Genomic DNA, 13,354 nt, shown 5'->3' with positions numbered 1-13,354 from the left:
CCCCTCCCGGATAAAACCCGGGAGGGCATTTTTTCGCCTTGCAGAAAAACGTTTCGTTACTCCTTCTCCTTCAACTCCTCCGCAATGTAGCGAGCCGTAGGTGACTTACCTCCGGCAATGCGTTCCGGCGTTCCTGCCGCTACGATAGAGCCTCCTTCATCACCCGGTCCGGGGCCCATGTCGATGATGTAGTCGGCTTCCGCCATGATTTCAGTGTTGTGTTCGATGACGACGACGGTGTTGCCTTGATCCACAAGGCGGTGCAGGACGTCGATGAGACGGCGTACGTCGTGGGGGTGGAGCCCGATGGAAGGTTCTTCAATGAGGTAGAGGTCTTTCGGCAATTCCCTGCCCTTCAACGTCGCTCGCCGGGAAATCAATAGTCCCTTGATCAATTCAGCCACCAGTTTCAAGCGTTGGGATTCGCCCCCGGACAAGGTGTTGGACGCCTGTCCCAGAGTCAGATAGCCCAACCCGGTATCCACCAGCAATTGCAGAGGAGCGCCGATACGCGGCTGGGATTCGAAGAATTCGGCGGCTTCCTCGAAATTCATTTCCAACACGTCGGAAATGGTCTTCCCTTTATAGCGGACGGCCAGAGTGGCGTCATTGTAGCGTTTCCCATTGCAGGAGGGACACTTCACATAACACGGAGGCAGAAAGTCCATTTCCAGTTTCTGCATGCCCGTTCCCTTGCACGATTCACAGGCGCCGCGGGATGTATTGAAGGAGAAGCGCCCTTTGTCGAAACCGAGTCGCCTGGCATCCTCCGTCTGGGCAAAGAGGGTACGAATGTCATCCATGAACCCGACATACGTTGCCGGTGTCGAACGCGGCGTCTTGCCGATAGGAGACTGATCTACCTGGTACACGGCCCGGAAGCAACCGAACCCCATGGCAGTATCCCAGCCGGAACGCCGTTCACGGTCAAGCTTTTCTCCGAGAGCGCTACGGGCCGCCCAGTATACGGTATCGTTCATCAAAGACGTCTTTCCGGCACCGGAGACGCCGGTAATGACCGTCAGAAGACCGATCGGTATCCTGGCGTGGATATCATTGAGATTATGGACTCGGCAACCTTCAATGGACAACCATCCGGTTTTGTCCGTGGCTGCCGGAATTTTCCTGCGTCGGCCGCGGTAGGGATGTTTAGGCCGTTCCCGGAAAGCCAAGCCTGTCACGGATTCCGGCATAGCGGCAATTTCGGCAAACGAGCCTTGGGCCATGATTCGACCGCCATGGATGCCGGCTCCGGGTCCCAGGTCGACAATGTGATCGGCGCGCCGCATCGTTTCCTCATCGTGTTCGACAATGAGAAGAGTGTTGCCGCGCTGCTTCAATTCATCCAGAGTTCCCAGCAAGCGGTCGTTGTCGCGAGGGTGCAGGCCAATCGTCGGTTCATCCAATACGTAAAGGATGCCACGCAAGTGGGAACCGAGCTGAGCCGCCAGGCGAATGCGCTGGGTTTCTCCGCCGGATAGCGTCGTCGCGCTGCGGTCCAGAGACAGATAGCCAAGACCGACGCGATCCAGAAATTCGAGTCTCTGGATGATTTCCGCCAGGGAATCCCGAGCAATGACAGCCTCACGCCCGTCAAAATGCCACGATGAGACAAGCCGGGCGGCATCCACGGCGGACAATGCAGACAATTCCCCAGGCCGCATCCCCTGCAAGCGTACATTGCGGGCAAAGGCATTCAGACGTTCGCCTCCGCAATCCGGGCAGACACGCAGGGAGGAGTCTTCATCCCCAAGGCTGCGCTCGACATCGCGGTCGTAGCGCAACTCCGCTTCAGTCAGAGACTCCGCCCCTTCTTCCTTCATGCGAACACCGGCCACAAAGCCGTGACCGCGGCAGGACGGACACCACCCTCTGGGAGAGTTGAAGGAAAATGTCGAAGGTTCCGGTTCCGGGAAAGACTCTCCGCACTGAGGGCAAGCCAGCCTGGTCCCCAGGAGCAAAGGTGGATTTTTCCGGGAGGATTTACCCGTTACCACATGGAGGAATCCCTCGCCCAGCTCCAGAGCTTGAGCCACCATATCCGCCAGTTCCTGCGGAGATGTTGTCCGGTCGGGCTGTCCCGTAACAAGATCGACATCGTGGTTGGAGTAGCGGTCCAGAGGCACAAAGTTGTCCATATCCACCCAGGCACCGTCAATCCAGAAAGCCTTGTAACCCTTGCCTGCCGCCCATTTTGCCAAATCATTGTAATGCCCCTTGCGACCACGAACGACGGGAGCCGCCAAGGCGACTCTGCCATGTTCCGTCAACAGGCGGGAAACCAGTTCGACAACCTCCCCATCGGAACGCCGTCCGACTTCCACCTGGCATTTCGGGCAGTAGCATACTCCCAGTTTGGCGTACAGGAGGCGCAGGAACTGCCAGATTTCCGTCACCGTTCCTACCGTGGACTTGGTTCCTCCGCGCGATACATTCTGCTCAATGGCGACAGTCGGAGGCAGCCCTGTCAGACGGTCGATATCCGGGCTTTCCATCTGTTCGGTGAACTGACGGGCGTAAGGAGACATGACATCCATGAAACGCCTCTGTCCTTCGGCAAAAAAGATGTCGAAGGCCAGGGAACTCTTTCCGGAACCCGACAGGCCAGTCAACACGGTCATATCGCCGCGCACGACATCAAGATCCACGTTTTTGAGGTTGTGATGACGGGCTCCTCGCAAGGCCAGAACACCTTCGGGAATGTCGTCTACTTCCCCCGGTTCACTGTTGTCCGGGAACTCGGCGGGTCTTCCTTCCAAGGCATCTCCTAGGAATTTCCAAGTAAATCCCTGCTGCGCGGCAACGATTTCCTCCGGAGTACCGACACTCACGACACGGCCTCCCCCTACGCCGCCTTCCGGGCCAAGGTCGATCACATAGTCCGCGGTCTTGACCAGTTCCATATTGTGCTCGATGACCAGTACCGAATGTCCGGATTCCGTCAAGCGGCGGAACAGTTTCAGCAATACGTCAAGATCCGAGAAATGAAGCCCCGTTCCCGGTTCGTCCAGAATCAGAAGTTTACCTTTTCCCTTGCCGTCCTTGCTGTTCTTATCTTCGTCCAGCAGGATCTTGGCCAGCTTCAACCGCTGGTTTTCCCCTCCGGACAGAGTATTGAGTGGCTGCCCAAGAACAATATGTCCCAGGCCGACATGCACCAGAAGGTCGAGTTTGGACATGATGCGCCTGCCTTGTGCCGAGTGTTCGCATGCAAAAAATTCCATCGCCTGCCGGGCGGTCATCTGCAGCACGTCAGACACGTTCTTGCCTCGGATGTAGATGGACAGAGCCTCCTGCCCATACCGGGTACCGTCGCAAAGAGGACACGGGACGAAAATGTCCGACAAAAACTGCATTTCCACCTTTTCACTCCCCATACCGGCACACCGGGGACATCTTCCATCCCCATGGTTAAAGGAAAAAAAACCGTTTGTCAGGCCTCGGGATCTGGCCGCTTCCGTTTTGGCAAACAAAGCGCGGACATCTTCGAAAATACCCGCGTACACGGCAGGAGTCGAACGGGGCGTACGAATCAGCGGACTCTGGTCAACCATGACCGCCTGGGAAAGATGCTGCCAACCGTCAATGCTTCGCACACAGCCCGGACGTTCTTCCGTCGATTCGCCGCGATAGCGGCAATTGTTCAGATAAATGACATCGTGAGCCAGTGTACTTTTACCGGAACCGCTCACGCCCGTCAGGCAGGTGTATACCCCCAGGGGAACATCCACGTCCAAGCCGTTCAAATTGTTGCATGACGCTCCGCGAATACGGAGCCAGCGGGCAGGCTTAAGGCGTTTTTCCGGAATGGGAATACTTTGTCTTCCGCTCAGATAGGCACCAGTCACGGACTCATCGATACCGGAAATTCCCTCCGGTTCTCCGGAGTATACGAGTTTTCCGCCCGCTGCTCCGGAACCCGGTCCCATATCGATCAGGTAATCGGCAGCTCGCATAACGGATTCCTCATGCTCCACCACTACCAGCGTATTGCCCCGGTGACGAAGACGCCGCATGGCATCCACCAGGCGTCCCGTGTCGCGAGGATGCAAGCCGACGGTCGGCTCGTCCAACACGAACAGGGTATCCGTCAAAGAGGCCCCCAGGCAAGTCGTCAAGCTTACGCGTTCGATTTCCCCGCCGGACAAGGTACGTGTCGTGCGGTCGGACGTGATATATCCAAGTCCGACCTCGTTCAAATACGCAATGCGAGAACGCAATTCAGCAACCGCGTTTTTTAATGACGAATCATTGCCGGCATGAGGTACAATGTGATCATCCACCCATGCGAGCAATTCGTCCATAGGCATTCCGTGAAGATCCGGCAGCGTTTTTCCGTCGATTGTAAAACACATGGATTCCTTTCGCAGACGCCTGCCGCAACATTCCGGACAAGTCGAATATTCACGGAATTTACTCAGCCAGACACGAATCATCATCTTGTGCGTCTGGGACTCCAAAGCCTTAAAGAAACCGACCAGGCCATACCACTTGTCCTCTTCCCACGCAGCCCTCCAATCGGGAGTTTCTCCCTCCATCACCCAGCTGCGTTCCCTGTCCGTCAGCTTGTTCCACGGGACATTCGTTCGAATGCCGCCCACGCGTTTGACCGCACGCATCAGATCCTTTTTGCATTCGGCCACGCGCCCTGATTCAAAAATGTGCAGGGCGCCGTCCTTCAGGCTGCGAGCCGGGTCGATAGCCCGTGAATAATCAATGGAAATAATGCGTCCATAGCCTTTGCATGCCGGACAGGCCCCCAGGGGAGAATTGGATGAAAACAACCCCGGAACGGGTTCCATCAGCGGGAACCAGTCGCCGCGGAAAGACACCGGATCCCCCCACTCCGCTCCATCCGTGGAGGGAATCAGCCACACGACATTTCCTCCCAGATTCATCGCCGCGTCCACGGCCTCCATCAGGCGTTTTCGGGAGCCTTCCACCAGGCGGATACGGTCCTGAATAACCACCACGCCGTCCTCGGCATCAGCAGAAGCAATTCCGCTCGCCAAGCCGGCAGGAGAATCCTCCTCCAAGCGTTCCGGCTTTCCGGCTGCCAGAACCCGCACATATCCCTGCGCGGACAAATCGCGGCGCATGGCTTCGTCATCCATGCCTTCCGGCCTGCGAACGCAAAAAGCCACAAGAAGATTGCACCCCTCCGGCCATGAGGCAAAAGCCTTGTCACAAATCTCGGCCGGCGTCATCGGATGAACCTCCCTCCCCGTCTCCGGGTCATGCCCTACGGCCAGGCGGGAAAAAATGAACTTCCAGTACTCATGCAGTCCCGTCATCGTACCCACAGTCGAGCGCGACGTGCGGATTGAATTGCGCTGCTGCAAGGCAATTGCCGGGAGGATATTGCCAACGGAGTCCACATCGGGCTTCTTCATCCTGTCCATGAACTGCCGGACATAGGGGGAAAACGTTTCCATATAACGCCGTTGCCCCTCGGCATACAAAGTATGCATCGCCAGACTCGTTTTTCCGGATCCCGACGGCCCCGTTACCACAGTTAACGCCCCCAGAGGAATATCTACATCAACATTCTTTAAATTATGCTCTCGGGCTCCACGAATCGAAATGGACCTGCGGTCACTGCTCATGAGCGCAAGCTAGCACTTTCCCTGGAATCATTCCAGTTCTCTGGAAGTCATGTTAAAAACAGGACGTGTTTTTGACTCCATCAACGACCACAAGAATAAACGCCCGCATGCCATCAAGCATACAGGCGTTATCCGTTTACTACTACCTATGAAACCAACACTTTCTCTAGTGAGGGTCCCCAAATGCTCTCTCCTTCATTTGGAAACCATGTTGCTTATGTGGGTAAGACAACAGGAAACATTCCTGTGTTCATTTTTTTGATTAGCTTTTTGTCATACAATTTTACATCAAATTACACTAATAATCCCTCCTTCCTTCGAGTTTATCGACCCGATTGGCCAAATCCCTGATACTCAGCGCCATCTCCGAAATGGAAACAGAAGCTTCGCGCAAGACCTCGGCATGTTTCTCCGCCAATGTCCGGTAATCGTGGTACACGACCCCGAACGCGACGGCAAACACGGCACCGACGCCCATTTTGGCCAGCTGTCCGGTGGAAAGACTTTTCAAGTATTCGCACATACCTTCTCAAGCCTCCTCCGCAACCGGTTGTTGTCTTGTTTTTCCATCGTACGGCAATCCATCGTCGCTTGGGAAATCCCACGTCAACGATCCGCTGCAGCCGGACAGCCAGCCTATGGCCCCGGCAAGCAAAGCCGCTATCAGGTAGGACAGAATCCTGGCCCACACGGGTTTCATCCCGCGGTCTGCCAACTTCCGTTCTGCCTGTTCACGGTATTCCCGCACTTTTTCCTTTTGTTGTTGTGTCAGGTCAGACATGACACCACGGTAAGAAGGCCCCCCTTCTCCGTCATCCCGTCCAAAAGGTTTTCATCACGTCGAAACCGTGACACAGCCTGCAGGAAAATTGATTTGACCCGGCGGGGGCTTCGGGTTTATACAGAAATCCTAACCAAACCGGAGGCTCGTTAAACGACCGTGGAGGACGATATTATTTGTACTGAAAAAATCATAGCCGATCGCAAAACTTTCTTTTTGGATCTCAAGCAGAATTCCAGAGGACAGGTAATCCGCATTACTGAAAAGGTCAGTTCCAACCGGGACCGCATTATGGTTCCCGCCGAAATTCTGGATGACTTCATCGCTGCATTGCAGGATATACGCAAATCCGTTTCTTCTTCCTCTCAGGAAAGAGAAGAAGAGGAATAAATGCATCATCCCAAACCTTCATCAAGGGAGACTGTTTCAGTCTCCCTTTTTTGAAGATGGGGTTCCCGTTCCGATTCATCATTGACGCGGAATGCTCTGTCATCCCGTCCCCGAGTTTCTTTCCCGACTTCCGCACCATTTTCAATAACATACGACATGGACATCAATCTCAATACCTACCTGCGCAACTTCCCTGACGAAAACGGCTATTTTGGCGAATACGGAGGCATGTACCTCCCACCGGAACTCCTTCCCGCCTTTCAGGAAATTGCGGAGGCCTACCAAGCCATCTGCCATTCCGCCCAATTCATCAACGAACTGCGCCGCATCCGGCGCCAGTTCCAGGGACGTCCTACGCCGGTCTACCATTGCGAACGCCTCTCCCGCCTGCTGGGTACGTGCCAGCTCTACCTCAAGCGCGAGGACCTCAACCACACGGGCGCTCACAAGCTTAACCACTGCATGGGAGAAGGACTTCTGGCCAAATACATGGGAAAAAAGAAACTTATTGCCGAAACGGGAGCCGGGCAACACGGCGTTGCCCTGGCAACAGCTGCCGCCTTCTTCGGATTGGAATGTGAAGTACACATGGGAGCCGTCGACATCGCCAAACAAGCGCCCAACGTCACCCGTATGAAAATCCTCGGTGCCAAAGTCATCCCCGTCACGGAAGGCAATGCGACACTTAAGGAAGCAGTGGACTCCGCCTTTCGTTCCTACCTTGAAAGCTACAAGGATTCCATCTACTGCATCGGCTCCGTCGTAGGCCCTCATCCCTTCCCTCTCATGGTCCGAGATTTCCAGATGTGCGTCGGCGTTGAAGCACGTGAACAATTCCTGGAAATGACCGGACTCCTTCCGGACGCCATCTGCGCCTGTGTCGGCGGCGGCAGCAATTCCATGGGCTTCTTCACCGCCTTCCTTGGTGATCCCGTCGACATCTACGGTGTCGAACCTCTCGGCAAAGGCCCGAAACTCGGTGACCACTCCGCATCAATCACCTACGGGAAAAAAGGCATCCTGCACGGATTCGAAAGCATCATGCTTCAGGACGAAGAAGGAAATCCGGCCCCCGTCCATTCCGTCGCCAGCGGCCTGGACTATCCGTCCGTCGGCCCAGAACATGCCTACCTGCACGACATCGGTCGTGTCACCTATGATACAGTCACGGATGACGAAGCCATCGACGCCTTCTTCAAACTCTCCCGCTATGAAGGGATCATCCCGGCCTTGGAAAGTTCACATGCCGTTGCCTACGGTATGAAACTCGCCAAAACCATGAAGTCCGGAGCCATCCTGATCAATTGTTCAGGGCGCGGAGACAAAGACGTCGATTACGTCGCCGAACACTACGGCTACGGAGACGACCGTTAAAACATCCGGCCAGTCCAGTTATCCACATCCCGAGCGCCGGATGGTTCTGTTGCCCCCAACAACCGTCCGGCGCTCAGTCTCTCCACCCTCCCCATCACACCACTATGAACGTCATCGCCATTGCCAACCAGAAAGGCGGGGTCGGAAAAACAACGACAGCCATCAATCTGGCCGCAGCCCTTGCCCAGTTGAAAAAGAAGATCCTGCTTATCGATCTTGACCCGCAGGCCAACGCTACCAGCGGACTCGGTATAGATGCCCCCGAAGGCACCAGCCTTTACCCGGCCCTGATCGGTTCCCAGTCCATTGAAGAATGTATCCTCGAAACCGGACGTAAAAACTTGTCACTCATCCCGGCCAACATGGATCTGGCAGGAGTGGAAATCGAACTTGCCCAGTCGGGCAACCACCTCGTCCGCCTCAGGGAAACTCTCCAACCTCTCCGTGATGCAGACAATTACGACTTCTGCATTCTCGACACACCTCCTTCCCTCGGCGTCCTGATGACCTCATCCCTCGCCGCCTGCGATGAAGTCCTAACCCCCCTTCAATGCGAGTGGTTCGGCTTGGAAGGACTTGCCAAAATCCTGCATGTCATCTCACAAATATGCCTTTCCGGCGTCAATCCGACCCTACGGCATGAAGGAGTGCTGATGACCATGTACGATGGTCGCACCAACCTTTCCAGACAAGTCGTCGAGCAAGTCCAGCAGTACCTGCCCGACACCCTCTACTCCACTGTCATCCCTCGTTCCATCCGCCTCGGCGAAGCCCCGAGCTTTGGCAGAACCATCTTTGAACACGACCCTGCCGGTATCGCTTCCCAAGCTTACATGGCTGCCGCCAAACTTTTCGTCAAGCGACATAAAAAGCATAAATAAACCTTCCAATGAAAAACAAACACCACAGTTAAATTCTAAAATTCAACTGTGGTGTTTTATTGTTCCTTAATAACTTACCTCCTGCCAAAGATCATGCGATCATAGGTTTCGTTAGCAAACTTGTGATTGGGGTGGTTGACGTTCATGTAGGCATCGTGAAGTGGATGCGCGGGATCCGACTCAATACGCCTGGCCTCATTGGAGGAATCCGGTGCCGGAGTACTTTCTCCCTTCAAGGGAGATTCTCCAACCATGAGAGCAACCTCCCTCATCAGGCGGATGAACTCGGGATTGCCGCCGAAAGAAGGATTCTCCATCAATTCGGAAGCATCAATGCCTGCGCGTTCCGACAGTCTCTCCACCATCGTGGCCGCCTGCCTCATATTGCGTTCATAGGCCCCCCCCCACTCCTGCTGGAGAGATTGTTCCGCAATGTTCATCTGTTCTTCCAGCCGGGCCTGAGCATCGGCAGCAGCCTTCTGGTATTCCACGGCATATCTCTGGCTAAGGGCAGCCATAGCCTGTGGAGGCACGCCGTACTCGTAGGCAATGCCGGCCATGTCACGGGCCATCTCTGTGTTCCATTCCTCCGGAGAGATGCCTTCCGGACACTCCAGGGAAAATTCCTCGCACGTATCGGGCAACCCCACCATACGGCGAAAGGTCACCATCCTGTCTTTTTGATCATGTCCGGGATAATTCCGCATCTTCTCCATGGCAGCATAGCTTTTAGCCAAAGCTGCCGGGGAACGGAATTTAGTCAGCGATTTCTCGACATCCTTGAGCTCCTCGAATTTCTTATACCATTCCGGTACGAAATTTCCGTCCGGAGTAACAATGCCGTCTACGACCGGAAACGGAATATCCGAAGAATTTTCCGGTGATACATCCGCAGAGGTCTCCCTGGCGGGAGAATCCGGCATGTTATTCGTTTCCTCTCCGGCAGATGCGAGCCCGGGCTGCTGTTCAGCTTCGGGAGCTGCAGCGGCATCTTGCAGGAGGGTTTTCCTGAGTTGTTCCTTATCTTGGTTTTGTTGTTCCATATGATTTGATTATTATTGTTGTTGCTTATTGTTCAGGAGTCCGGAATCCGGCCTCCGTTTCCATTTCTTCCTCCAAAGGTTCAGGAACGCTTTCCCTCTCCCTCCGGGCAAGATTCAATTGATGCCGTACATAGAGGAAGACCTCCCGGTACGCATCACGCCGCATGGCATCCAGAGGATCGAATGAGCCGGATTGCCCTTGAAAGACGGGCAAATGAACCTCGAAATGTCTTTCCAGTTCCTTCAGGACTTCCCCTCCTTCTTCGGAACCCATCACACGTAAAAGCTGCCGGCGGCGGCTTTTTTGCAAGAACAGGCATTCTTCCAGAATCCCTTCCTTTCCGTTTCCCTCCGTACGATACGGTACAGGATATTCATTCATGGCATCATGCCTCCTTCCGGTATTGAAGACACGGACGGAGATGCGTTCTGTCCGGTCAATTCGGCCAGGAGAGAGGCCAGTGCTTCACTATTCCCGCTTTCATCCTGCTGCATCTGGGTAGATTCGCCGTTTTGTCCGGCCACTGTCTGGCGCGATTCTTCTTCTCGTTCCCGGCGAATTTTCCGCACCTCTTTCATACTCTTCAGCATTTTCTCCGGCGCCCCGTCAAACCGGCACGCCATACGGAAACAGGCATCCCAGTCCACATGGTCCAGCAAACCGGGAGAATAGGAGCTCATCATTCCCAGGCGCTGAAGGCTCCTGTCGATTCCTTCGCTCTGGATACGGCGCAACACCAGGGCAATCCGGGACTGGTACACGACACGCGGTTCGCCGATACCCAGAAGTCCGTCTGCTCCCTTCTTCATCACAGCCTCGGGTGGCCGGGGAAATTTTCCCTGCCGGAAAAGAAGTGCGAAAATGCGACACATGATCGGGTACAGGTCGCTGACAAACAATGTAAAAGACGGAGAAAACATCAGAACTCGTTCGTTTTCCCGGGCCATCACCTCCGTCGCTGTCATTGATCCGGCCCGGCTACCCCACAACTCCAGCATAGGAAGGTAGAAAGCTCTACGGATGGCATCCTGTTTCTTGTCCAGGCGATCCATGCCGATGTCATATCTTCCCTGAGTAGCCCACTCCTTCGGCAGATGCAATGAAGCGGCTTCGGGAGTAATGACCGTGCGGCCTCCGGCACGCATGTCGACCTCGCCGATTTGGTTGGCAAGTTCCAGAATGCGGGGGAAGGCGGCCACTTCACCGAGTGTATCAAGTATCCTGTTGAGAAATTGAGCTTGCCGAATTTCCGGAAAAACAAGCCTCCCCGGAGCCAGTCCATAAGGGGTATCCCCCCATTTCAAGAACCGGCTTACCAGGTATGGAAACTCCCGATATCCTCCCTCTTCCGTCAGCGTACGGTCATCAAGGGAAATATAAAGGCTTTCGTACGGCATATTGAGGGCATCCTCCCGTTTCCTGTTTCTGGACACTCTGGGACGGACGGCATGCAGGAAGCGCAAAACGGCGGTATGGAGGTCATTGCCTTCTTCAATGATTTTGCGGGCTTTGGGGCCGAGGTTCCTCCGTCCGAACATCCGTTCCGCCTGGTAGGCGCTCAACGAAAACTCGCGGAAGTACGTATCCACCTTTCCTTCTTCATTTTCTGCACAGCAAAATCTGCCGCAGGGAATGTGGGTGAACATCAAAGCCCCCGTAGAACTCACACCGGAGTACAAACTCCCCGTACCGAAAGCGACGCGGTCAAGAAAACATTCGTGGATTTCCGTATAAAAATTGGAAACCGATAATTCCTTGAGTGCAATTTCCGAACATTCGTTGTACCAGCTTTCCGCCTCATCCCCGCCAATACCGTCGGGAGCGGCCCATTTGAACCAGACTTCATGACTCGGGGTAATGTAACTCATATGCCCGCTAGCCAGCTTCTGGCATGCCTCCACAGCTGTCGTGTCGTAGAGGTGTTCTCCGGCAGTGCCGCCGGGAAGGGAAGATTCTTCCTCCTCCGAGACCCTGCGGGGCAGGACATACTCCCGCAGGGCATCCCACCAAGGCTCCCAGGGAGCGCGGGCTGTCTTCAGAGAAGAGAAGGCAGCCAAGGTGGATTCCAATTGATTGGATTGAACCATAATCGTAGTTGTCGATAGAGCGACGAAAAATCGTCACCCGAGTGTTTTCCTCAATTCTCCGGGAGAAGAAAGCTCCCGAAGGCTGGCCTCGGCTTCTCCCCGGTCATGCATCACGGTAGAGAGAAGCGTTTTCCGCCTTCTGACTCTCGCGTTGTAATCCCCGGCGGTATCCTGCAGCACCTCTTCCTTCTGCACGGGGGGGGCAGGAGTCGGGGCTACAGGTATGGATGGTGTTTTCATGAATCCCATATCGTGTTGTTCTTTCTTTTGTTATTATTGGTTGGAATCGTTGTTGTCATGGCAGATGCTTCTTCCTTGGCAGGCAAGCCTCAGAGTCCGTTCCACCGGATAAAATGCAGGACGGTTCCGCAATCGCCCGCCCCGGATGAATCCGGCCAGAGGAAACCTTGCGTAATCCGGCACAAACCGGGGGACCAGAAGAGGCTTCCCCGCCATGAAGTGGATGAACCAGGCATCGCATCCTTTTTCATCATAACTGTATTCGGGGTTGATGATATGAGCACGGAAGTCCCGGGAAAACACGGGACGAGCCATCAGGACAAGTCCGCTCTCATTCACCAGAACTCCTCGCTCCAAGTGAAGCAAGAAATCCTTCTCCGCAGAACGGCCTGCCCATGCATAGTAACGCCTGGTCATCTCCCGGGCATCCGCCCAGTCTTCCGGGCGAGGTTGGAAATACTCTTCGTTCATACCAGATAAGGATTATCCATCATGACAACTTCCTGTCTGCCAACGGACTTCCCCAACCACTCCATTTGCAGCACGGGCGATACGGCCCGGAAAACAATACTCGTCTTCCCAACGACCACCCCATAGCAAATCCCGGACGTTTTTCCGGCTTTTACTTCCAGGCAACCTCCAGAAAGCACCGTTGCACGGTAGGTCTCTCCGACACGTACATTCTCCCGGATCAAGCGGGATTGCTTCCGGGATCTTATCTTCTGTTTTGGCAATTTCTCGCTCATGCGTTGAACAAATAACCATATTTTCCAAATTTCACATCATATTTGAGACCAGCGCAATACGTGCCGCAGACAACACCTCGGAGGCAGGTATTCCCCACTTCGAATACAAGAAGCCAAATTCTGTTTTTTCCCGTAAAAGTGACTGAATTCCGGAACGCGGAGGGTTCCAAGTCAATGTTCCCCCACCGTCTCCGGTCAAGGAAGA

General features: G+C 54.7%; 12 protein-coding genes. 3 read left to right on the top strand and 9 right to left on the bottom strand.

Annotated features, from left to right (window positions below; genetic code table 11):
* Window positions 1-56: 56 nt before the first annotated feature.
* The 3 genes from uvrA to QET40_RS03055 form a co-directional block, all read right to left on the bottom strand.
* The gene (gene uvrA, locus QET40_RS03065; RefSeq protein ID WP_280125706.1) at window positions 57-5,606 is read right to left on the bottom strand and encodes an excinuclease ABC subunit UvrA; all 5,550 of its coding nucleotides are present in this window, start codon (window positions 5,604-5,606) and stop codon (window positions 57-59) included.
* A 298-nt stretch (window positions 5,607-5,904) separates the two neighbouring features.
* The gene (locus QET40_RS03060; RefSeq protein ID WP_280125705.1) at window positions 5,905-6,117 is read right to left on the bottom strand and encodes a hypothetical protein; all 213 of its coding nucleotides are present in this window, start codon (window positions 6,115-6,117) and stop codon (window positions 5,905-5,907) included.
* Between the two features lie 18 nt (window positions 6,118-6,135).
* Window positions 6,136-6,387, bottom strand: a complete 252-nt coding sequence (locus QET40_RS03055) for a hypothetical protein (RefSeq protein ID WP_280125704.1) — start codon at window positions 6,385-6,387, stop codon at window positions 6,136-6,138.
* A 159-nt stretch (window positions 6,388-6,546) separates the two neighbouring features.
* On the opposite strand from QET40_RS03055, the gene QET40_RS03050 reads away from it, so the two are divergent.
* The 3 genes from QET40_RS03050 (at window position 6,547) to QET40_RS03040 (ending at window position 9,032) form a co-directional block, all read left to right on the top strand.
* Complete coding sequence (locus QET40_RS03050) at window positions 6,547-6,777, top strand: RNA-binding protein (RefSeq protein WP_280125703.1); 231 nt, start codon at window positions 6,547-6,549, stop codon at window positions 6,775-6,777.
* Between the two features lie 162 nt (window positions 6,778-6,939).
* Window positions 6,940-8,151: a tryptophan synthase subunit beta gene (gene trpB, locus QET40_RS03045; protein ID WP_345783049.1), complete on the top strand. Its 1,212-nt coding sequence runs from the start codon at window positions 6,940-6,942 to the stop codon at window positions 8,149-8,151.
* Window positions 8,152-8,255: 104 nt separating this feature from the next.
* A complete protein-coding gene (locus QET40_RS03040) occupies window positions 8,256-9,032 on the top strand; it encodes a ParA family protein (protein ID WP_280125701.1) in 777 nt (258 codons plus the stop codon).
* Window positions 9,033-9,106: 74 nt separating this feature from the next.
* Here the strand turns inward: QET40_RS03040 and QET40_RS03035 are convergent, their stop codons facing one another.
* From QET40_RS03035 to QET40_RS03010, 6 genes are read right to left on the bottom strand one after another with little or no spacing between them, the layout of a single operon-like run.
* The gene (locus QET40_RS03035; protein WP_280125700.1) at window positions 9,107-10,075 is read right to left on the bottom strand and encodes a hypothetical protein; all 969 of its coding nucleotides are present in this window, start codon (window positions 10,073-10,075) and stop codon (window positions 9,107-9,109) included.
* Between the two features lie 25 nt (window positions 10,076-10,100).
* Window positions 10,101-10,457: a hypothetical protein gene (locus tag QET40_RS03030; protein ID WP_280125699.1), complete on the bottom strand. Its 357-nt coding sequence runs from the start codon at window positions 10,455-10,457 to the stop codon at window positions 10,101-10,103.
* A complete protein-coding gene (locus tag QET40_RS03025; protein WP_280125698.1) occupies window positions 10,454-12,163 on the bottom strand; it encodes a portal protein in 1,710 nt (569 codons plus the stop codon). The genes QET40_RS03030 and QET40_RS03025 overlap by 4 nt, the downstream gene beginning before the upstream one ends.
* 33 nt (window positions 12,164-12,196) lie before the next feature.
* On the bottom strand, window positions 12,197-12,403 hold the full coding sequence (locus tag QET40_RS03020) for a hypothetical protein (protein ID WP_280125697.1): 207 nt from the start codon (window positions 12,401-12,403) through the stop codon (window positions 12,197-12,199).
* Window positions 12,404-12,436: 33 nt separating this feature from the next.
* The gene (locus QET40_RS03015) at window positions 12,437-12,874 is read right to left on the bottom strand and encodes a hypothetical protein (RefSeq protein WP_280125696.1); all 438 of its coding nucleotides are present in this window, start codon (window positions 12,872-12,874) and stop codon (window positions 12,437-12,439) included.
* Window positions 12,871-13,149 (bottom strand): hypothetical protein, encoded by a 279-nt coding sequence (locus tag QET40_RS03010; RefSeq protein ID WP_280125695.1) that lies wholly within the window; start codon window positions 13,147-13,149, stop codon window positions 12,871-12,873. Before QET40_RS03010 ends, QET40_RS03015 begins: the two co-directional genes overlap by 4 nt.
* Window positions 13,150-13,354: the final 205 nt, after the last annotated feature.

This window comes from Akkermansia sp. N21169, assembly GCF_029854675.1.
In the GTDB taxonomy this organism is placed as follows: Bacteria; Verrucomicrobiota; Verrucomicrobiia; order Verrucomicrobiales; family Akkermansiaceae; genus Akkermansia.
This window is presented reverse-complemented; position numbering and strand designations above follow the sequence as displayed.

Coding starts and splice junctions, on each gene's coding strand:
- QET40_RS03055 (WP_280125704.1), bottom strand. CDS start 6,387: ATGTCTGACCTGACACAACAACAAAAGGAAAAAGTGCGGGAATACCGT.
- QET40_RS03030 (WP_280125699.1), bottom strand. CDS start 10,457: ATGAATGAATATCCTGTACCGTATCGTACGGAGGGAAACGGAAAGGAA.
- QET40_RS03025 (WP_280125698.1), bottom strand. CDS start 12,163: ATGGTTCAATCCAATCAATTGGAATCCACCTTGGCTGCCTTCTCTTCT.
- QET40_RS03015 (WP_280125696.1), bottom strand. CDS start 12,874: ATGAACGAAGAGTATTTCCAACCTCGCCCGGAAGACTGGGCGGATGCC.
- QET40_RS03035 (WP_280125700.1), bottom strand. CDS start 10,075: ATGGAACAACAAAACCAAGATAAGGAACAACTCAGGAAAACCCTCCTG.
- QET40_RS03010 (WP_280125695.1), bottom strand. CDS start 13,149: ATGAGCGAGAAATTGCCAAAACAGAAGATAAGATCCCGGAAGCAATCC.
- QET40_RS03040 (WP_280125701.1), top strand. CDS start 8,256: ATGAACGTCATCGCCATTGCCAACCAGAAAGGCGGGGTCGGAAAAACA.
- uvrA (WP_280125706.1), bottom strand. CDS start 5,606: ATGAGCAGTGACCGCAGGTCCATTTCGATTCGTGGAGCCCGAGAGCAT.
- QET40_RS03020 (WP_280125697.1), bottom strand. CDS start 12,403: ATGAAAACACCATCCATACCTGTAGCCCCGACTCCTGCCCCCCCCGTG.